The organism is Paracoccaceae bacterium (assembly GCA_019454225.1).
GTDB lineage: Bacteria > Pseudomonadota > Alphaproteobacteria > Rhodobacterales > Rhodobacteraceae.
The window spans coordinates 3,896,076-3,914,820 of sequence record CP075370.1; the positions used below are offsets into that span (position 1 = coordinate 3,896,076).

At 71.0% G+C, this 18,745-nt stretch carries 19 protein-coding genes; 6 read left to right on the forward strand and 13 right to left on the reverse strand.

The window, feature by feature from the left end:
• Window position 1: 1 nt before the first annotated feature.
• Genes KF887_18500 through KF887_18540 form a run of 9 tightly spaced genes read right to left on the reverse strand, consistent with a single transcriptional unit; the run spans window position 2 to window position 9,619 of the window.
• Window positions 2-1,471 (reverse strand): amidohydrolase family protein, encoded by a 1,470-nt coding sequence (locus KF887_18500; GenBank protein ID QYK41332.1) that lies wholly within the window; start codon window positions 1,469-1,471, stop codon window positions 2-4.
• A complete protein-coding gene (locus tag KF887_18505) occupies window positions 1,471-2,676 on the reverse strand; it encodes an amidohydrolase family protein (protein ID QYK41333.1) in 1,206 nt (401 codons plus the stop codon). The genes KF887_18500 and KF887_18505 overlap by 1 nt, the downstream gene beginning before the upstream one ends.
• A complete protein-coding gene (locus KF887_18510; GenBank protein QYK41334.1) occupies window positions 2,673-3,398 on the reverse strand; it encodes an aspartate/glutamate racemase family protein in 726 nt (241 codons plus the stop codon). Before KF887_18510 ends, KF887_18505 begins: the two co-directional genes overlap by 4 nt.
• Window positions 3,398-4,051, reverse strand: a complete 654-nt coding sequence (locus KF887_18515; protein ID QYK43651.1) for a flavin reductase family protein — start codon at window positions 4,049-4,051, stop codon at window positions 3,398-3,400. The genes KF887_18510 and KF887_18515 overlap by 1 nt, the downstream gene beginning before the upstream one ends.
• Window positions 4,051-5,100, reverse strand: a complete 1,050-nt coding sequence (locus tag KF887_18520) for an ATP-binding cassette domain-containing protein (GenBank protein ID QYK41335.1) — start codon at window positions 5,098-5,100, stop codon at window positions 4,051-4,053. Before KF887_18520 ends, KF887_18515 begins: the two co-directional genes overlap by 1 nt.
• Entirely contained in the window at window positions 5,097-6,065 is a 969-nt protein-coding gene (locus KF887_18525; protein ID QYK41336.1) for an ABC transporter ATP-binding protein, read from the reverse strand. The genes KF887_18520 and KF887_18525 overlap by 4 nt, the downstream gene beginning before the upstream one ends.
• A gap of 6 nt (window positions 6,066-6,071) precedes the next feature.
• Entirely contained in the window at window positions 6,072-6,995 is a 924-nt protein-coding gene (locus KF887_18530; protein ID QYK41337.1) for an ABC transporter permease, read from the reverse strand.
• Window positions 6,996-7,011: 16 nt separating this feature from the next.
• Entirely contained in the window at window positions 7,012-7,995 is a 984-nt protein-coding gene (locus KF887_18535) for an ABC transporter permease (protein ID QYK41338.1), read from the reverse strand.
• Window positions 7,996-8,053: 58 nt separating this feature from the next.
• Window positions 8,054-9,619, reverse strand: coding sequence for an ABC transporter substrate-binding protein (locus tag KF887_18540; GenBank protein ID QYK41339.1), 1,566 nt, complete (start codon window positions 9,617-9,619; stop codon window positions 8,054-8,056).
• A gap of 187 nt (window positions 9,620-9,806) precedes the next feature.
• On the opposite strand from KF887_18540, the gene KF887_18545 reads away from it, so the two are divergent.
• Window positions 9,807-10,493: a GntR family transcriptional regulator gene (locus KF887_18545; GenBank protein QYK41340.1), complete on the forward strand. Its 687-nt coding sequence runs from the start codon at window positions 9,807-9,809 to the stop codon at window positions 10,491-10,493.
• Between the two features lie 8 nt (window positions 10,494-10,501).
• Window positions 10,502-11,932, forward strand: coding sequence for an amidohydrolase family protein (locus KF887_18550; GenBank protein ID QYK43652.1), 1,431 nt, complete (start codon window positions 10,502-10,504; stop codon window positions 11,930-11,932).
• 9 nt (window positions 11,933-11,941) lie between these two features.
• Here KF887_18550 and KF887_18555 read toward each other — a convergent pair whose 3' ends face one another.
• On the reverse strand, window positions 11,942-12,427 hold the full coding sequence (locus KF887_18555) for a gluconokinase (protein ID QYK41341.1): 486 nt from the start codon (window positions 12,425-12,427) through the stop codon (window positions 11,942-11,944).
• A 445-nt stretch (window positions 12,428-12,872) separates the two neighbouring features.
• Between KF887_18555 and KF887_18560 the strand changes: the two genes are divergently transcribed.
• The gene (locus tag KF887_18560) at window positions 12,873-13,085 is read left to right on the forward strand and encodes a hypothetical protein (protein QYK41342.1); all 213 of its coding nucleotides are present in this window, start codon (window positions 12,873-12,875) and stop codon (window positions 13,083-13,085) included.
• Between the two features lie 111 nt (window positions 13,086-13,196).
• Here the strand turns inward: KF887_18560 and KF887_18565 are convergent, their stop codons facing one another.
• Together KF887_18565 and KF887_18570 are read right to left on the reverse strand one after the other, a co-directional pair.
• A complete protein-coding gene (locus tag KF887_18565) occupies window positions 13,197-14,459 on the reverse strand; it encodes an FAD-dependent oxidoreductase (GenBank protein ID QYK41343.1) in 1,263 nt (420 codons plus the stop codon).
• 60 nt (window positions 14,460-14,519) lie between these two features.
• A complete protein-coding gene (locus tag KF887_18570; GenBank protein QYK41344.1) occupies window positions 14,520-15,221 on the reverse strand; it encodes a c-type cytochrome in 702 nt (233 codons plus the stop codon).
• A gap of 156 nt (window positions 15,222-15,377) precedes the next feature.
• Between KF887_18570 and KF887_18575 the strand changes: the two genes are divergently transcribed.
• Window positions 15,378-15,737 carry a helix-turn-helix transcriptional regulator gene (locus tag KF887_18575; protein ID QYK41345.1) on the forward strand — a complete coding sequence of 120 codons (360 nt, stop codon included), beginning with the start codon at window positions 15,378-15,380 and terminating at the stop codon, window positions 15,735-15,737.
• Between the two features lie 60 nt (window positions 15,738-15,797).
• Window positions 15,798-16,841: a YeeE/YedE family protein gene (locus tag KF887_18580; GenBank protein ID QYK41346.1), complete on the forward strand. Its 1,044-nt coding sequence runs from the start codon at window positions 15,798-15,800 to the stop codon at window positions 16,839-16,841.
• Here the strand turns inward: KF887_18580 and KF887_18585 are convergent.
• Complete coding sequence (locus KF887_18585) at window positions 16,768-17,778, reverse strand: LysR family transcriptional regulator (protein ID QYK41347.1); 1,011 nt, start codon at window positions 17,776-17,778, stop codon at window positions 16,768-16,770. The genes KF887_18580 and KF887_18585 overlap by 74 nt on opposite strands.
• A 102-nt stretch (window positions 17,779-17,880) precedes the next feature.
• Between KF887_18585 and KF887_18590 the strand changes: the two genes are divergently transcribed.
• Window positions 17,881-18,729 (forward strand): hypothetical protein, encoded by an 849-nt coding sequence (locus KF887_18590; GenBank protein ID QYK41348.1) that lies wholly within the window; start codon window positions 17,881-17,883, stop codon window positions 18,727-18,729.
• The last annotated feature ends 16 nt before the right edge of the window (window positions 18,730-18,745 follow it).

Sequence of the window (18,745 nt, forward strand, 5' to 3'; positions counted from 1 at the left end):
ATCAGAGGGGCGGATAGGATGGCGGGAAGATCGCGCCCACGGAGGGGTGGCCGAAGGTGCGGTCGGGGTATTTCGCCACGAGGCCGTCGAACTGGGCCTGCGCCCGGGCGCGCGCCGCGACCATGTCGAACCCCGCGACCTGGCCGTCGCGCATCGACAGGCGGCCATCCACGAAGACCGCCCGGGTGACCCGGCCGGTGGCGCCGAGGATCAGGCTGCGCACGGGATCGACGCGGGGCGCGATCAGCGGATCGGCCATGTCGAACACCGCGATGTCGGCCCGGGCGCCGGGCATCAGGCGGCCGAGGTCGGGGCGGCGCAGCGCATCGGCGCCGCCGGTGGTGGCCGCGTCGAACAGGTGCTGGGGCGCGGCATCGTCGATGCCGTCGCCCATCATCCGCGCCGCCATCACCCCGACCGCCATGTTCAGCACCATGTCGGGCGGGGCGGTATCGGTGCCCATGCCCAGCCGGATACCCATGCGCCGCACCCTGGCCAGCGAGTTCAGCGCCCCGCCCGACCGGGCAAAGACCAGCGGGCAATGCGCGATGGTGACGCCATGGTCGGCGTAGAGCAGAAGGTCATCGGCGGTGGCCTGCACGGCATGGGGGGCGATCAGGCGGTCGGTCAGCGCGCCGAAGCGGGCCAGCCATTGCGGCGCGGTGGTGCCGTGCAGGCGGGCGACGGCCTCGCGTTCCATCACGCCCTGGGCCATGTGAAGCCGCACCGGCACGTCGAGGTCGCGGGCGGCCGACATGGTGCGGGCCAGGAGCGCCTCGGTGCAGGTTTCCACCCGGTCGGGCGCCAGCATGCCCTGCACCAGCCCGCCGAAGCGGCCCGCCTGGGCCTGCACGAAGGCGATGGCGTCATTCAGGCCGCGCAGGCCGCGCGCCTCGTCGAAGCGGGGTTCGAGGATGCCGGGCGCGGTGCAGACCATGCCCCCCGCCCGATAGGCCGGGCCGAGCCAGACGCGCAGCCCGAGATCGCCCGCGGCCTGGGCTGCGGCCTCGAATTCCGGCACCGTCTCGCCCCATTCGCGATAGAAGAGCGAGGCGATGGGCAGGGCCGAGGTGATGCCGTTGCACAACAGTTGGGCAAAGGCGAAGCGCTTCTGGAAGGCCAGTTCCTCGGGGGCATACATCTCGTAGGGGCCACGGTCGATGTAGGTCTGCGGCCAGACGCGGCCCTTGGCCCAGGCCGGGCCGCAATCGACGCCCAGCATCGTGGTGTCGAGGTCGGAGAGCGCGTCAAGGTCGATGAAGCCGGGAGAGACCAGCACCTCGCCCAGGTCGAGGCGGCGCGCGACCTCGCCGGGGAAGCGGGGCCCGACGTGGAGGATGCGGTCGCCCTCGATCACCAGTTCGCCGTTCTCGAGCAGGCGGTGGCCGCCATCGGCATGGGCCACGATCCAGCGGGCGGCAAGCGCGGTGCGGCCCGCCGGGCGCTGGCCGAGGGTGAGGCTGTCGAGCATCAGGGGGCATCCTTGAGGGCGCGGCCGTCGCGCGCCACGACGCGGCCGGATTTCACGGTGAGCGGTCGGGGGGCGGCATCGGCCACCGCCTCGGCCAGGGTTGTGCCGGTGAGCAGCGTCAGGTCGGCGCGGCAGCCGGGGGCGAGGCCGTAGCCGTCGAGCGCCATGACGGCCGCGCCCCCGGCGGTGCAGACCGACAGGGCCAGTTCGACATCGGCATCGGCGCGCAGGTTGTTGCGCAGGGCGAGGATGCGGGCGCGGTCGAGCATGCAGGGGCGGTTCCAGGGGTTCCAGGTGTCGCGCACCCCGTCGCAGCCCGCGCCCATCCGCACCCCCGCCGCCGTCAGGCGCCGGACCTGCGGCACCTCGCGCGAGGGGGCGCCGGTGGTCAGGATGGCGATGTCCTGATCGGCGAGCGCGGCGATCAGCGCCTCGGTCCGGGCGTGGTCGTTCATGCCGAGGCAGAACGCATGGCTGATGGCGACGCGGCCCTTCATGCCGAGGGCGCGGGTGCGTTCGAGGATCAGCTCGGTCGTGAAGGCGCCGAGTTCGCCCGCCTCGTGCAGGTGGATGTCGATTTCCCTGCCGTGGCGGTCGGCCAGGGCGAAGATCGTGTCGAGATGCGAACGGGGATCGCGGTCGATGGCGCAGGGGTCGAGCCCGCCGACCAGATCGGCACCCATGCGCAGCGCCGCGTCCAGCAGGTCGGCAGTGCCGGGGCGGATGACGAGGCCGGACTGCGGGAAGGCCACGATCTGGATCGTGACCTCGGCCGCAAGCGCCTCTCGGGTGGCCAGCACGCCTTCGAGCATGGCAAGGCCGTGGTCGGTGTCGACATCGACATGGCTGCGGATGTGGGTGGTCCCGTTGCCGACGAGGGCGAGGGCGTGGCGCATCGACTGGCGGTGCGGATCGAGCCCGAGCGTGGTGCGGGCGCGGCGTTCGTTGTCGATCATCGCGCGCAGGTCGGTGCCGACGGCGTTGCGATACCAGCCCATGCCCATCACCGTCTTGTCGAGATGGGTATGCGCCTCGACCAGGCCGGGGATGGCGATGGCGCCCCGGGCGTCCTCGGCGGCGATGCCCGGGGGCGCGGCGGCGGCAAGGCCCGGGCCGATACCGGCGATGCGGCCGGCCTGGATCAGGATATCGGCCGGGGGGCCGCCCATCGGCCGGGCGTTGCGGATCAGGAGGTCGGCGGTCATGCGACCTCCAGCCGGAAGCCGCCGGTCTTGGCGCGGGGCCAGGCATAGGCCCCGAGCTTGGAGGTGCGGTAGCCCATGCCGACCAGGGCCTCGGCCTGCTTGACGGCGGCGGTCACCCCGTCGATCACCGGAACGCCGGTCTCCTCGGTCAGGGCGGCGCAGAGGTCGGCCATCCCGGCGCAGCCCAGCACCACGGCCTCGGCCCCGTCCAGCAGGCGGGCGGCGCGGATTTCGGCGGCGAGCAGGGCCTGCGCGCGGGCCGGATCGTCATCGAGCGCCAGCACCGGCAGGTCAATGGCGCGCACCCGGCGGCAGCGTCGGCCGGCGCCATAGGCATCGGCCAGATCCTCGATGATCGGGACCGAGCGGGGCAGCGTGGTGACGACCGAGAACCGCGCCGCGAGCGTCATCGCCACCTGCATCGCGGCCTGGCAGATGCCGAACACCGGGCCGGCCGCGACCTCGCGGGCGGCATCGAGGCCGGGATCGTCGAAACAGGCAATGACATGGGCCGCGGCGCCGCGCGCTTCGGCGGCGCGGATCGCCGCCAGCATCGCGGGCACGGCCAGCGCCTCGTCGGCGTAGCCCTCGATCGAGGCGGGGGCGCCGTCGGGGTTGCACAGGTCGATGACCGTGCCGGGAGCGGCGACCCGCGCGGCGGCCCGGCCCACCTGCGCCGTCATCGACGCGGTGCCGTTGGGATTGACGACATGCAGGCGCATCAGCCGACCCTTTCCTTCGGCGCGGCCAGCTGCGCGGCTTCCCAGACCGCGGCGTCGGCGGGCTTTTTCAGCTCGAACTGGCGGTCGCTGACGATGTAGTTGTCGGCGTGAAGCCGCGCGATGGGCTGGTAGACATCGGGGTTCACATAGCGGCCGCGTTCGTCGAGGCAGTCGCGCCGGACGTGCATTTCCAGCACCTCGCCCAGCACGATGGCGCGGCGCGGAAAGTCGATGATGCGCTCGACCCGGCATTCCATCGCGCAGGGCGTGTCGGCCAGGCGCGCGGCGCCGATCTGGCGGCAGGGCGCGGCGGCCAGCCCGGCGAAGGCGAGTTCGTCGACCTCGGGCGCGAAGTTGATGCCACAGAGGATCATCGCCTCGGACAGCGCCATGTCGACCATGTTGACGCAGAACTGCCCGGTGCGGCGGATGTTGCGCAGCGTATCCTTCTCGCCGCCGTTCGGCCGGGCGCTGAAGCCGATGATGACGATTGGCGGTTCGTGCGAGAACACGTTGAAAAAGCTCATCGGTGCCGCGTTGTCGTGGCCGTCTTCGGCGCGGGTGGTGACGAGCGCGATGGGCCGCGGGCCGACGAAGTTCGTCAGCAGGCGATAGCGGTCTTCGGGCGGCAGGCTGGTGAAGTCGAACTGCATCATCCGGCCTTTCGTTGCGCCAGCGGGCCGACCTGGGCCTGCATCCGCGGTTGCATGGCAGGCGTTCCCGCGAGGTGACAGCGCACCTGCGCCCGGCCATGGCGCGCGAAGTCCGGGGCCTCGGCGCGGCAGCGGTCGATGGCGAGCCGGCAGCGGGGGTTGAAGTGGCAGCCGGGCGGCGGCGTGATGGGGTTCGGCACCTCGCCCGCCGGGCGGTCGGCGTCGCGGTTCTTCATCGAGATGTCGGGGACGGTATCGAGCAGCAGCCGGGTGTAGGGATGCTGCGGGCGGGCGAAGATGTCGTCGGCGGGCGCGAGTTCGACCAGGCGGCCCAGATACATCACGCCGATCATGTCGGAGATGTAGTTCACCACGGCAAGGTCGTGGCTGATGAACAGGTAGGTCAGGCCCAGTTCGCGCTGAAGGTCGCGCATCAGGTTCAGGATCTGTGCCTGCACCGAGACGTCGAGCGCCGATGTCGGCTCGTCGCAGACCAGGAACTCGGGCCTGGTCGAGATCGCGCGCGCGATCGAGATGCGCTGCCGCTGCCCGCCCGAGAACTCGTGCGGGAACTTCTCGCCATCCGCGGCGGTCAGGCCGACGAATTCCAGCAGGCGGTCGACCTCTCGCCGGCGTGCGGCGGGGTCGGGATGGGTGCCGAAGGACAGCATCGGTTCGCCGATGATCCGGGCCACGCGCCAGCGCGGATTGAGGCTGGCATAGGGGTCCTGAAAGATCATCTGCATGCGGCGGCGGGTGGCGGCGGGCTTGCCGGCGGGCTGCCCCGCCAGTTCCTGGCCGTCGAAGCGGATGCTGCCCGCCGTGGGGCGGGTGAGGCCCATCATCAGCTTGGCCACGGTGGACTTGCCGCAACCCGATTCCCCCACGAGGCTGAGCGTCCGGCCGCGCGGGATGACGAAATCGACGCCGTCGACGGCATGCACGAACTGCCGTCCGCCTCCCTCGATCAGGCGGTTGAGCAGCGGGCGCGACAGGTCGAAGGTCTTTTTCAGACCGGCGACCTCGACCAGGTTCGGAGTGTCGGTCATGCGGGAACCTCTTCCGTCAGGTGGCAGGCGGTGGCGCGCGCGCCCGTGGTGACAAGCTCGGGGCGGATCGTGGCGCAGCGGTCGATGCGGCGGGGGCAGCGCGGGGCGAAGGCGCAGCCCGCGGGACGGTTGGCGGGCCGGGGCATCGCGCCCTCGATCTGCGGCAGGCGATCGGGACGCGGGCCGATGCGGGGGATCGAGGCCATCAGGCCGGCGGTGTAGGGATGGCGCGGGCTTTCCAGAACCTCGGCCACCGCGCCGACCTCGACCAGCCGCCCGGCATACATCACCGCCACCCGGTCGGCGGTTTCGGCGATCACCCCCATGTCGTGGGTGACGAGGATCACCGCCGCGCCGGTTTCGCGGGTGAGCCTGCGCAGGAGCGCGATGATCTGCGCCTGCACGCTGACATCGAGCGCGGTCGTGGGTTCGTCGGCGATGATCAGCCGCGGTTCGGCGCAGAGCGCCAGCGCGATCACCACGCGCTGCCGCATGCCGCCGGAATACTGGTGCGGGTAGGTGTCGATGCGTTTCTCGGGGGCCGGGATGCCGACGCGGCGCAGCCAGTCGATTGCGCGTTCGCGGGCTTCCGCCCGGGACAGCGGCAGGTGGGTGCGGATGGTCTCGACCAGCTGCTCGCCCACGGTCAGCACCGGGTTGAGGCTGGTCAGCGGGTCCTGGAAGATCGCGCCGATGCGGCGGCCGCGGATGCGGCGCATCGCGTCGGGGGACAGGTTGTCGATGCGTTGCCCCTCGAGCAGGATGCGGCCCCCGGCGATGCGGCCGGGCGGTTCGATCAGGCCGATGATGGCGGCGCCCGTCATCGACTTGCCCGCGCCGCTTTCGCCGACCATTCCGAGGATCTCGCCGGGGGCGACGGTCAGGGTGACGTCCTCGATGGCATTGGTGCTGCCGGTGCGCGACGGGAAGGCGACGGTGAGGTTCTCGACGGAAAGCAGGGTCATGGCGGGTTACCTCAGCTTCGGGTTCAGCGCGTCGCGCAGCCAGTCGCCCATCAGGTTGACGGCAAGGACCAGCACGACAAGGACGACGGAGGGAAAGATCACCACCCACCAGATGCCCGAGAACAGGTATTCGTTCCCGATGCGGATGAGGGTGCCGAGCGAGGGCTGGGTGGCGGGCATGCCGACGCCCAGGAAGGACAGCGTCGCCTCGGTCAGCACGGCCATGCCGAGGTTGATCGTGGCGATGACGAGGACCGGGCCCAGGACATTGGGCAGGATGTGGTGCCACATGATGCCCGCGCCCGAGACGCCGTTGATGCGCGCGGCCTGCACGTATTCCTTCTGCCGCTCGACCATGGTCGAGCCGCGCACGGTGCGGGCGTACTGCACCCAGTTGGTCAGCCCGATGGCGAGGATCAGCACCCAGATCGCCGCCTCCTGGTGCTGCGAGGGGGGCAGGATGCCGCGGGCGATGCCGTTGACCAGAAGCGCCACGAGGATCGCGGGGAAGCTGAGCAGGATGTCGGCGAAGCGCATGATCGCGCCGTCGATCCAGCCGCCCACGAAGCCGCCCAGCAGCCCCAGCGAGATGCCGATGGCGGCGGCCAGCGCGACGCTGGCAAAGCCCACCAGCAGCGACAGGCGCAGGCCGTAGAGGATGGAGGAATAGACATCGCGCGCCTGGGTGTCGGTGCCCAGCAGATAGCGCGGGTCGCCGCCGTCGACCCAGGCCGGGGGCAGTTCGCTGTCGAACAGGCTGAGCTGCGAGATGTCATAGGGGTTCTGCGTCGCCAGAAGGGGGGCAAGCGCCGCGGCAGCGAACAGGATGACGATCAGCACGGCGGAGATGCGCGCGGTCCAGGACCGGCGGAAGCTCCAGCCGACATCGCTGGCCCAGACGCGGGCGAGGGGTGAGAGGGCTGCGGACATGGCGTGGCTCCTGCGGTCAGTGCGCGGCGCGCGTGCCTTCGACGCGCAGGCGCGGGTCGAGCACGGCGTAGAGCAGATCGACGGTGGTGTTGATGACGACGAAGATCAGGCTGACGAGCACCAGATAGGCGGCCATCACCGGCACGTCGCCGAAGCTGACGGCCTGGATGAACAGGGCGCCCATCCCCGGCCACTGGAACACCGTTTCGGTGATGATCGCGAAGGCGATCAGTCCGCCAAGCTGAAGCCCGAAGATCGTGATCACCGGGATCAGGGTGTTCTTCAGCGCATGGCGAAAGTGGATCGAGCGGTCGGACAGGCCGCGGGCGCGGGCGAACTTGATGTAGTCGGTGCGCAGCACCTCCATCATCTCGGCCCGGACAAGGCGCATGATCAGGGTCAGCTGGAACAGGCAGAGCATGACCGAGGGCAGGATCAGCGCCTTGAGCCCCGAGACGGTGAGGAACCCGGTGGACCACCATCCGATGTCGATCACGGTGCCGCGCCCGAAGGACGGCAGCCATCCGAGCCAGACCGAAAACACCAGGATCAGCAGGATGCCGGTGACGAAGGTGGGCAGCGAGATGCCGACGAGCGAGATGAATTGCAGCGTCTGGGTTGACAGGCTGCGCGGTCGCAGCGCCGTCAGGATGCCCAGCGGGATGCCGAGGAGCAGCGACAGCCCCGCCGCCACCAGGACGAGTTCGGCGGTCGCCGGGAACCGTTCGGCCAGCAGGGTCGACACCGGGCGGGCGTTGCGCCAGGACAGGCCGAAATCGCCCTGCGCGGCGCGGACCACGAAGCGCCCGTACTGCACGTAGAGCGGCTGGTCGAGGCCCAGCCTTTCGCGCACGGCGTCGCGTTCCTCGGTGCTGGCGTTCTCGGCCACCATCGAGTTCACGGGGTCGCCCATGAAGCGGAACATCATGAAGGCGATCAGCGCGACGGCAAGCATCACGAAGACCGACTGGACGATGCGGCGGATCAGAAAGCCGAGCATGGCATCACCTCGTTCCGGCGGGAAATGGGCCGCGCGTCCGGCGCGCGGCCCCGGGGGATCAGGGGTTTACCCGTGCATACCACAGGCGGACCAGATCGTCGGCGGCCTGCGGCACCTCGACCTTGTCGCTGGCGGCCCAGGACAGCGGCTGCTGGTGGACGGGCAGCCATGCGATGTCGGCCTTGGCGAGCATCAGCGCCTCGATCATCATCGCCTGGCGCTTTTCCTCGTCGATCTCGACCGCGACGGCGCGGGTCAGTTCATCGACCCTGGGGTTGGAATAGCCCGAGGGGGTGAAGGTGCCGTATTCGCCACCGGGGGTGGCGAGCATCGCCGAGAGCACCGAGAAGCCGTCGAGCATGGGCAGCGTGGCCCAGCCCAGCATGAACATGTCGACCTTGCGTTCATCGACCTTCTGGAAGTGGATCTGGCGCGGTTCGGTCACGAGGCGGGGTTCCAGCCCGACCTGGCTGAGCATCGCCGCCATGGCCTGGCAGATGCCCTCGTCGTTCACGTAGCGGTCGTTCGGGCAGTTCAGGTTGAAGGCGAAGCCGTCGGCATAGCCCGCCTCGGCCAGCAGCGCGCGCGCCTTGTCCTGGTCGAAGGGCAGGCGTTCGTCCATCGCGTCGGTGAAGCCCTTGACCTCGGGCGCGATCAGCGAACCGGTGACCCGCGACTTGCCGCGCATGATGCGGTCGCGGATCAGGTCCATGTTGATGGCGTGGTAGATCGCCTGGCGCACCCGGAGGTCAGCCAGCGGGTTGCCCTCGACATTGCCGTCGTTCAGCGCGGGGCCCATGTTGAAGCCCATCATGATGCTGCGCAGGCCGGGGTTTTCCAGCATCCGCACGCCGGGGGCGGCGTCGATGCGCGCGGCATCCTGCAGCGGCGCGGGCTCGATCAGGTCGATCTCGCCGGACAGGAGCGCCGCGACGCGGGTGGCGGCCGAGGCGATCGGCGAATGCTCGATGCGGGTCAGGTTGTGCTGCGGCGTGTCCCACCAGGTCTCGTTGGCGACCAGGACGTTCAGCGCATCGGGGCGGCGGCTTTCCAGACGGAAGGGGCCGGTGCCGTTGGCGTTGTTGGTGGTATGGCCCTCCTCGCCGCGACTGGCGTCGATGGGGGCGGTCGCGCCATGGGTTTCCAGCCAGCCGGAATCCAGCACGAAGATGTTCGTCAGGTAGTTGTTCAGGAGCGGCGTCGGCCCCTCCATCACCAGGTCGACCGTCAGGTCGTCGACCTTTTCTACCGCCTTGAGGCCGGGCAGGTTGCCGCGCAGCGGCGATTTGGGATCGACGGCGCGCATCAGCGAGATCGCCACGTCATCGGCGTCGAGCGCCTCGCCGCCGTGGAAGGTGACGCCCTCGCGCAGGAAGAACCGGATGCGGTTCGGCTCGATCATTTCCCAGCGGGTGGCGAGTGCGGGCTCGATGTTCAGGTCGGCGTCGTAGCGCACCAGCGGTTCGTAGATGTGATGCGTGAAGATGTTGGTGAAGCTGTCGGTCACCGCATGGGGATCGAGCCCGTAGACATCGCGCGCGGTGGCATAGCGCAGCGTCTCGGCGCTGACCCCCGACGCAAGAAGCGTCGCGAGCGTGGCGGAAGTGATCAGTGGGCGCAGCATGGTCGGTCTCCCCGTTGTGCGTTGCGGCAACGCGAGCCCTGCGTGCGGTGCAGGGCGGCGATGCATATATTGCAAACATACGGCTGACTTTTTGTCTACAATTTTTTATCAGTCTCGGAACAGAAATGTTGACTTTGGCCGCGCGAGGCGCGAATCTGATGCAATATCAGTGGCGGAGGCTGTTTCGATGAGCGAAACCGAAACCATGGGCGAGGCGCCGCATACGGCGATCTACAACCGGATCTGGCAGTCGATCGCCGAGCGGAAGCTGAAGCCGGGCACCCGACTCAAGGAAGAGCAGCTGGCCGAGATCTTTTCGGTCAGCCGGGCCCGGGTGCGGCAGGCGCTTGCCGCACTCGAGCGCGACGGGCTGGTGACGCTGGTGCCGAACCGGGGCGCCTTCGTGTCGCAGCCCTCGATCGAGGAGGCGCGCGACATCTTCTTTGCACGGCGCACCATCGAGGCGCGGCTGGTCGAGCGGCTGTGCGCCGCACCCGCGCCCGAGGCCATCGCGCGGCTGCGCGCCCATGTGGCCGAGGAACGCGCGGCGGGGCTGCGCGGCGACACCAAGGCCTGCGTGCGGCTGTCCGGGGGGTTTCACCTTCTGGTGGGGGAACTGGCGGGATCGCCCTATCTGTGGGACGTGCTGCGTGACCTGGTATCACGCACCTCGCTGATCGTCGCCATGTACCAGACCCGCAGCCAGGCCGAATGCGGCCCGGACGAACACGACGGCATCGTGACGGCCATCGCGGCGGGCGACGCGGCGCGGGCGCGGCACCTGATGGACCATCATATCGACCATCTGGAGGGGCAGCTTGACCTGACGGGGGCCGACGACGGCCCGACCGACCTGCGCGAGATGCTGCTGTGACCGGGGTCGTGCATGACCTGGTGCTGTGCTGTGCGACGGTCGTTACGGTCGATCCGTCGCGGCGGGTGCTGGAGGACGGCTGGATCGCGGTGGACGGCGACCGGATCGCGGCCCTGGGCACCGGCCCGGCCCCTGCCGCGCGCCGCCGGATCGACCGGCCCGGGCTGATCGCCCTGCCCGGCCTGATCGACGCGCATTCCCACGCGGGCCACGGGCTTGTCCGGGCGGCGGGGGATGGCGACGGCGACCTGTGGTTCCGCATCTGCGCCGACATCTACGCGGGCGTGGCGACGCCCGAATTCTGGCGGGCCGAGGCGCAGCTGGCGCAGCTGGAGCGTATCCAGTCGGGCGTGACGACGGCGATGACGCTGCTGGGCGGCGGCGCCGACGTGATGCGGACCGACACCGCCGAGGCGGGCGACGCGCATTGCGCGGTGACACGGGCATCCGGCCTGCGCACGATCCTTGCGGTCGGGCCGGGGCGCCTGCCGTTCCCGCTGCATTTCGGGCCGGACCGGCGCGCGGTGTCCTTCGACACGCAGATGGCGGTGTCGGCCGACCTGATCGCGCGGCACGACGACGTGCTGGCGGAACGGACCGGCGTGGCGCTGACCATGCCGGTCTATACGGCCGAGCACCTGGCGGCGCATGACGCCGAGATCCGCGCGATGTCGCGGGCGGTGCGGGCCATGCAGGACGCCACCGGCGTGATCCTGACGCAGGACGGGCACCGGTCGGGATCGGTGGCCGTGGCGCAGGATCTGGGCATCCTGTCGCCGCGCGCGGCGCTTGGCCACAGCATCGACCTGACGCCCGAGGATTTCGCCGCGCTGCGCGCAACCGGCGCCAGCATCATCCACAACCCCTCGGCCATCATGTCGATCAGCGGGCGCTGCCCGGTGCCCGAACTGATCGAGGCGGGCATCAACGTCTGCATCGCGTCGGATGCCGGGGCGCCGGACCGGGGGCATGACATGTTCCGCCACATGGCGCAGGCCATGCACTACCACCGCCGCCATTTCCGCGATGCCGCCGTGCTGCCCGAGGGCAAGGTGCTGGAGATGTGCACGATCGACGCGGCGCGCGCGATCGGGCTCGAGCGCGACCTCGGCTCGATCGAGCCGGGCAAGAAGGCCGATATCGTGCTGCTGGACGGGCGCAGGCCGCACCTGTGGCCGCCGGTCATGGCGCTGAACCGGATCACGCATTTCGCCGGGGCGGCGGATGTGGACACGGTCGTGGTGGACGGCCGGGTGATCATGGAGGCGCGGCAGGTCGCGACGCTGGACGCGGATGCGGTGCTGGAAACCGCCCGGGCCGAGGCCGACCGCGTGTTCGCCATGGCGGGCCATGACGCCGCGCGGGCCGAGGGCGCCGACCTCTGGGGCCGCGCCAGCCGGCACAAGGGCGCGTTCCGCGCCGCCGGATCGACGGAATAGCCGCCCCGGTCAGCCCGCCAGGGCGGCCAGCGCGGCGGCGGCAAGCCGGTCGGGCGGCTCGGCCGAGGTCAGGGTGAAGCCGCGCTCGTCGGGCATCAGGGGCTCCAGCGTGGCAAGCTGGCTGTCCAGCAGCGCGGGCGGCATGAAATGGTCCTGCCGCAGCGCCATCCGGTCGCGCAGCACCGCGACGGGCGGCGCGAGATGCACGAAGACCAGCGGTCCTGCGGCGCTCAGCCGGTCGCGGTAGGTCCGGCGCAGCGCCGAACAGGACAGCACGACCGGGCCGGGCGATACCGCCAGACGGTCGGCCAGCGCGGCCAGCCAGGGTGCGCGGTCGGCATCGGTCAGCGGAATGCCCGCCGCCATCCGCGCGCGGTTTCCGGGCGGATGCAGGTCGTCGCCCTCGAGGAACACCGCGCCGAGATGGCGGGCCAGCGCGGCGCCGAGGGTGGACTTGCCGCAGCCGCAGACGCCCATCACCACCACATGCCGCATCACCGGGTCCGCCACCGGGGCGGGGGCTGCGCGACCCCGGGCGCGGCGGCCCGCAGCAGGCAGGGGCCGGCGCTCTCGGCAACCGATAGGCCCGGGATGGCGAAGGCGGCAAGGGCGGCCGGCAGGGTCAGGCGCATGTCCAGGGCTCCGCTTCGGGGCAGTCGGCGAGGGCCTGTGCAAGCCGCACCTCGCGTCGGCCCCGACCTTGCCCCCTTGGTTCCGCCCAGTCTGGCGCGGCGCGCGGCGCGCGGCAAGGGAGCGGGGCAAGGGAGCGGGACGGGCGGATTTCCGCCGCCCGGACGCAGCCGAAATCCTGTTGTTTCAATGCCCTGCGGCCTGCGACAGAACCGCCGCGCCTGCGGACGGGGCGACGGCCGGAACCGCGATGCGGGCGCGCGCGTTGTCCCGAAGGCATCCCGCCACCGCCCGCAGAGGAGATCACGCCATGCCGATCCGTTCCGTTCTTGTCATGTCCGCCCTCGTCCTCGGCCTTTCGGGCTGCCTGTCCAGCGATGTCGAGCGGGGGCTGGCCGGTGCCGCCGGCGGGGCCGTGATCGCCGATGTGACGGGCGGAAGCCCCCTGACCGGCGCCGTGGTCGGCGGCGCCGCGGGCTATTTCTGCCGCGACCTGAACGTGCCCGGCTGCCGCAACCGGTAGGGCAGCCGGGCGTCGGTTTTCGGTACGGCCCGCGTCCCGCGGGCGTATGGCATCCGTCCCGACACCCGTACCGCCCCCCCCGGCCGCGGGGGCCGGGGGGGGTGTGGTGGATCAGCCGAACATGTCGGCGGTGATGCCTGCGTACCAGCCGAGGCTTTCCTCGTAGGTGGCGCGGCGCAGGGCGGCGTCCTCGCCGGTCTGGCTGATGAAGCTCGAGACGCTGGCGATCTTTTCCGGGGTGGGTTCGTAGGCCGCGCCCACCTTCACCCCGTCCTCGGGCGCGATCAGCGACCAGCAGGTGTTGGTGTAGCGCGCCGGGAACACCCGGCTGCCGGTCAGCTCGCCCCGGATCGCCATCGCCGCCACCTTGGCCTGGCTGTTGGCCGAGAAGCCCGACTTCGGCATGTCGCCCTGCGCCGAGGCATCGCCCAGCACCCAGACATTGCCGTCCGCCTTCGACCGCATGCTGTCGGGTTCCACCGGCGCCCAGCCGCTGTCCGCCGTCACCCCCGCCGCCGCCGCGATCGCCCCGGCGCGCTGCCCGGGGATCACGTTGCAGCAGTCCACCTTCGTCACCTCGCCATCCACCACGACCTCCATCGTGGCCGGACGCACCTCGACCTTGCCGCCGCCGAAGTCCGGGCCGATCCATTCCACCATGCCCGGGTAGTGCCGCCCCCAGCCCTCCTCGAACAGCGCCTTCTTCGAGAAGTTCTCCTTCGGGTCCAGCACCATGATCTTGGCCGTCGGGTTCCGCCCCTTCAGCACATGCGCCACCATGCTGATCCGCTCGTAGGGGCCCGGCGGGCAGCGGTAGGGGTTGGGCGGCGCCACCATCGCGAAGACCCCGCCCTGCGGCATCGCCTCGACCTGCGCCTTCAGCAGCTGCGTCTGCGGCCCGGCCTTGTAGGCATGCGGCATCACCTCGGCATCCGCCGTGCTCCAGCCCGGCACCGCGCCCTCGGCAAAGTCGATCCCCGGCGACAGCACCAGCCGGTCCCAGGGCAGCACCTGGCCCCCCGCCAGCGTCACCGTCCGCGCGTCGCGGTCCACCCCGGTCGCCAGGTCGTTGACCACCGTCACGCCCCCCGCCGCCAGACGCTCATAGCCGTGCTGCAGGTCCTCGAAGGCATGGAACCCCCCGAGATAGAGGTTCGAGAAGAAGCAGGTCGTGTAGACCGGGTTCGCCTCGACCAGCGTCACCTCGATCGCCCCGGCGCTGTCGGCGGCCAGATAGCGCGCCGCGGTCGCACCCCCCGCGCCCCCGCCGATCACCACGACCCGGGGCTTGCCCTGGCCCAGCACCGCCGGCGCGGCCAGCGCCGCGCCGGCCGACAGCGTCGTACCCATAAACAGACGGCGGTTCAGTCTCATGTCGGTCTCCTCCCGTTGCGACATGGGCCGGATGCGCGACACGCAGCCGGGCCGGGTTCCTCACTCGAGCTTCGCGAAATAGGCGGCCAGCGCCGCGATCTCCTCGTCCGACAGCCGACCCGCCATCATCTGCATCACCGGATGCGGCCGCAGCTTCTGCCGGTAGGCATGCATCGCCACCACGAAATCCTCCTCAGGCCAGCCGGTGATCGCCGGAATCCCCGCATCGCCGCCGTCGCGCAGGTGGCAGGTCGTGCATTCCGACGACAGGTATTCCCCGTAATCCGCATCCCCCACGATCGCCAGGACCGCCGGCGGCAGGTTCGGCATCGTCGGCCGCGCCGTCGGCGCCGATTCCGGAATGTCGGCCGGCGAGGCCGTGGCGCTGCGCAGATAGGCCATCAGGTCCGCCCGGCGCCCCGCGTCCTTCAGCCCCCGGTAGCTCATCCGCGTGCCCGACACCAGCGTCCGCGGGTTCTCCACATAGGCGTCCAGCGTCTCCAGCGTCCAGACCAGGCCATCCGCCCCCATCCGCGACAGCGACGCCGAATAGCGGAACGCCACGCTCCCCGCCCGACGCCCGAAAAGATCGTTCAGATGCGGACCCACACGGTTCGACGCCCCGGACCCGATCTCATGACACGCACCGCACTCCCGTTCAAAAACATCGCCACCGCGAAGAACATCGCCAAAGCCTTCGGCCGAAACCGGGGCAGCGGACACCGCCAGGGCCAGCATGCCAGGTCGAAGGGCCGCAATCATCCGGGGTTCCTTTCCGGCAGGTTCCGGACACCATGTTGACCCGGACAGGGCCGCGGTTGCAACCGCCGAGGCGGGGGCAGGCGGGCGGACGGGTCGGGCGATGCCGATCAGGCTAGGCAGGCCGGGCAAAGAAGATTAGCATCTTTCGATGTGAAGATGCGGCAACCGCCGCACGCCGGGAGGGCGATCGTGCCGCTGGAGGGACCGCTGGAGGACGATTCCGTCGCCGGGCTGGTGGATAGGGCCGAGCATGCCGCGGGGTTCCTGAAGGCGCTGGGGCACGAGGGTCGGCTGATGATCCTGTGCCACCTGATCTCGGGCGCGAAGAGCGTGACCGAGCTTGAGAACCTGCTGGACCAGCGGCAGGCGGCGGTCAGCCAGCAGCTTGCCCGGCTGCGGCTGGAGGGGCTGGTACAGGCGCGGCGCGATGGCCAGGCGATCTTCTATTCGATCCTCGATCCGAAGGTGCGCGAGACCGTGGCGCTGCTGGCGAGGCTGTACTGCAAACCGGCGTGAGACCGGGGGGAACCGGCCGGATGCGCGGGGCGCAGCCCGGTCCTGTGGAGGAGCGACGCGATGGATGGACTGTCCTTCGGGGTGCTGGCGGCACTGGTGGGCCTCGGGGCCGGGCTGGCACTGGGGCTGGCGGCGCGGCTGGGTGATTTCTGCACGCTGGGCGCGCTGGAAACCGCCGTCTGGGGGCAGGACCAGCGGCGCCTGCGGCTGTGGGGGGTGGTTCTGGCGGTGGCGATCCTGGGCACGCAGGCCGGCGCGGCCGCGGGGCTGATCGACCTGGGCGGCACGTTCTATCATGACATCGCCTGGGACCCGCTGGCCAGCATCGCGGGCGGGCTGGTGTTCGGCTATGGCATGGCGATGGCGGGGAACTGCGGCTTTGGCGCGCTGGTGCGCTTTGGCGGCGGCGACCTGCGGTCGCTGGTGGTCGTGGTGGTGATGGGACTGTTCGGCTTCATCGCACTGTCGGGGCCGCTGGCGCCGCTGCGCATCGCCCTGTTCCCGCAGGAGACGGCCACGGCGCCGCAGGGCATCGCCGCGACGCTGGCGCTGGCCGGGGTGCCCGCGATGGCGGGGGCGGCGGCCATCGCGCTGGGGCTGCTGGCCTGGGCGCTGTCGCATGCGCCGCTGCGCGCGCGGCCGCACATGATCGGATGGGGTGTCGTGGCGGGGCTGGCGGTGGCGGGCGCGATGGCGGGCACCACCTGGGTGGCCGAGCAGAGCCTTGGCGCCATCGCGGTCGAGGGGCCGAGCTTTACCGCGCCCGTCGGGCGCACGCTGATGTTCCTGATGACCTCGACCGCCGGGGGGATCACCTTTTCGGTAGGATCGGTGGCGGGCGTGATGCTGGGCGCGCTGATCGGATCGACGATGCGCGGCATGTTCCGCTGGGAAGCCTGCGAGGACCCGCGGGAACTGGGCCGCCAGGTGGGCGGCGCGGCGCTGATGGGCGTGGGCGGCGTGGTCGCGATGGGCTGTTCGGTGGGCCAGGGGGTGACGGGCTTTGCCACGCTGGCCTGGTCGGGGCCGGTCACGCTGGCGGCGATTGCGGTGGGCGCGCTGGTCGGGCTGCGGCGGCTGATCGCGGGTTTCCAGCCGCAGTAGCGCGGCCGCCCGCCGCCAGCGACGGCGGAACGGCGCGGCCGTGGGCGAGCAGGATCGCGCGCAGCAGCGCCGCGACGCGCGGCAGGGCGGCGCGGTCGGGGCGCCAGGCCAGCTGGAACGGGGCGGTATAGGCGAAGCGGGCGGGGGCGATGGCCCGCATCCGGCCCGCTGCCACATGCGGCGCGGCGTAGTGAACCGGCAGGTAGCCCAGGAACCCGCCCGACAGGATCAGGACCGCCTCGGCCTCCATCCCGTCGACGACGGCGCCCACGCGGGTGCCCGCGAAGGCCTTGACGTCGCGGGCGCCCCAGTAGCTGCGGGCGACGATGCGGTGGCGGCGCACCGCCTCGAAGTCGATCTCGGCATCGGGGGTTGCGAACAGCGGATGCCCGGCACCGGCGTGGAACTGCTGCCGTTCGCGGTAGAGATCGGCATAGTCGAGGCCCAGCGCCACGCGGGGAAAGCTGCCCACGGCCGCGTCGAGCGTCGCCTCGCTGACGGCGCGCAGAAGTTCGTCGGGCGGGCGCGCGACCAGCGTCAGCTCGGCCTCGGGCGCGGCGGCGGCAAAGGCCGCGACCGCCTCGGTCAGCCGGGCGGCAGGATCGGTCAGGGTCGCATCGAGCATGCCGATGCGCACCGGCCCCGCCAGCCGGTCGCGCAGGCCGGCGACCCGGGCCGCGAAACCGTCAGAGGCGGCGATCAGCGTGCGGGCCTCGGCCAGGACCGTCCGGCCCGCCTCGGTCAGCCGGAAACCGGCGCGGCCGCGGGCGCAGAGCGTCAGGCCAAGCCTGTCTTCCAGCGCCTTGACCTGCCCCGAGATCGTGGACAGCGAAAGGCCCAGCGTCACCGTGGCCTGCGCGAAACCGCCCGCCGCCGCTACCCCGGCAAAGGTGCGCAGGTGGCGCAGGTCGGCATCCGAAAGGCCGGGCGCGGGCATCGGGATACTCCGAAATTTCCGAAGTCAACTGCGGTTCATTCCGGCTTTACCGCAGCATCCCCTGCCCCGCAACATGACGGGCACTCACGGAACGAAGGCGCCATGACCTGGACCCTGGATACCGAGACCGGACGGCTGCGGGATGTTCTTCTGTGCCGTCCGGATCACTACGGCTGGATCCCCACCAACGCGATCGCCCGCGCCACGCTGGCGGCGGGGCGGCCGATGGATCGCGCCGCGCTGGATGCCGAATACGGCGAGTTCGAGGACGCCCTGCGGCAGGCGGGGGTGGCCTGCCACTACCTGACGCCGGAGGCGGGGCTGCCCTATCAGGTCTATACCCGCGATTCCTCGCAGGTCTGCCCGGGGGGGCCTGCGCTGACCATGCTGGCGATGCCGCAGCGGCGCGGGGAATATGCGGCGATCCTGGAATTCTACGGGTCGATGTGGCGCATGGCCACGCAGGGCACGGTGGAGGGCGGTGACATCCACCTGATCCGGCCTGGCCTTGCCGCCATCGGCAGCAGCGGCGGACGCACCTCGGCGGCGGGGGCGGAGCAGTTTGCGGGCTGGCTGCGGGGCGAAGGCTGGGACGTGGCGGTGGTGCCCTTCGACGACCATTTCCTGCATCTGGACGTGATATTTTCCATGGCGGCGCCGGGGCTTGCACTGGCCTGTCTCGACGCGCTGCCCGACAGTTTCACCGCGTGGTGCCGCGACCGGCAGATCCGGCTGATCGACACGGGCTATCGCGCGGCGATGGAGGACATGGCCTGCAACGTGCTGGCGCTGGGCGGGGGGCGCGTGCTGTCGCCGCGCCATTCGGCCGCCACCAATGCCGCCCTGCGGGCCGAGGGGCTGACGGTGCTGGACCCCGACCTGCGGCTGTTCGCGCATGGCGGCGGATCGGCGCATTGCATGACGATGCCGCTGCGGCGCGACGCGGACTGAAACCGCGCTATACTCG

Bases quoted from the DNA above. Each gene is read 5' to 3' on its own strand.
- KF887_18565 (QYK41343.1), bottom strand. From the start codon at position 14,459: ATGAGACTGAACCGCCGTCTGTTTATGGGTACGACGCTGTCGGCCGGC.
- KF887_18515 (QYK43651.1), bottom strand. From the start codon at position 4,051: ATGCAGTTCGACTTCACCAGCCTGCCGCCCGAAGACCGCTATCGCCTG.
- KF887_18525 (QYK41336.1), bottom strand. From the start codon at position 6,065: ATGACCCTGCTTTCCGTCGAGAACCTCACCGTCGCCTTCCCGTCGCGC.
- KF887_18555 (QYK41341.1), bottom strand. From the start codon at position 12,427: ATGCGGCATGTGGTGGTGATGGGCGTCTGCGGCTGCGGCAAGTCCACC.
- KF887_18545 (QYK41340.1), top strand. From the start codon at position 9,807: ATGAGCGAAACCGAAACCATGGGCGAGGCGCCGCATACGGCGATCTAC.
- KF887_18535 (QYK41338.1), bottom strand. From the start codon at position 7,995: ATGCTCGGCTTTCTGATCCGCCGCATCGTCCAGTCGGTCTTCGTGATG.
- KF887_18520 (QYK41335.1), bottom strand. From the start codon at position 5,100: ATGACCGACACTCCGAACCTGGTCGAGGTCGCCGGTCTGAAAAAGACC.
- KF887_18510 (QYK41334.1), bottom strand. From the start codon at position 3,398: ATGCGCCTGCATGTCGTCAATCCCAACGGCACCGCGTCGATGACGGCG.
- KF887_18575 (QYK41345.1), top strand. From the start codon at position 15,378: ATGCGGCAACCGCCGCACGCCGGGAGGGCGATCGTGCCGCTGGAGGGA.
- KF887_18580 (QYK41346.1), top strand. From the start codon at position 15,798: ATGGATGGACTGTCCTTCGGGGTGCTGGCGGCACTGGTGGGCCTCGGG.
- KF887_18570 (QYK41344.1), bottom strand. From the start codon at position 15,221: ATGATTGCGGCCCTTCGACCTGGCATGCTGGCCCTGGCGGTGTCCGCT.
- KF887_18500 (QYK41332.1), bottom strand. From the start codon at position 1,471: ATGCTCGACAGCCTCACCCTCGGCCAGCGCCCGGCGGGCCGCACCGCG.
- KF887_18505 (QYK41333.1), bottom strand. From the start codon at position 2,676: ATGACCGCCGACCTCCTGATCCGCAACGCCCGGCCGATGGGCGGCCCC.
- KF887_18590 (QYK41348.1), top strand. From the start codon at position 17,881: ATGACCTGGACCCTGGATACCGAGACCGGACGGCTGCGGGATGTTCTT.
- KF887_18585 (QYK41347.1), bottom strand. From the start codon at position 17,778: ATGCCCGCGCCCGGCCTTTCGGATGCCGACCTGCGCCACCTGCGCACC.
- KF887_18560 (QYK41342.1), top strand. From the start codon at position 12,873: ATGCCGATCCGTTCCGTTCTTGTCATGTCCGCCCTCGTCCTCGGCCTT.
- KF887_18540 (QYK41339.1), bottom strand. From the start codon at position 9,619: ATGCTGCGCCCACTGATCACTTCCGCCACGCTCGCGACGCTTCTTGCG.
- KF887_18530 (QYK41337.1), bottom strand. From the start codon at position 6,995: ATGTCCGCAGCCCTCTCACCCCTCGCCCGCGTCTGGGCCAGCGATGTC.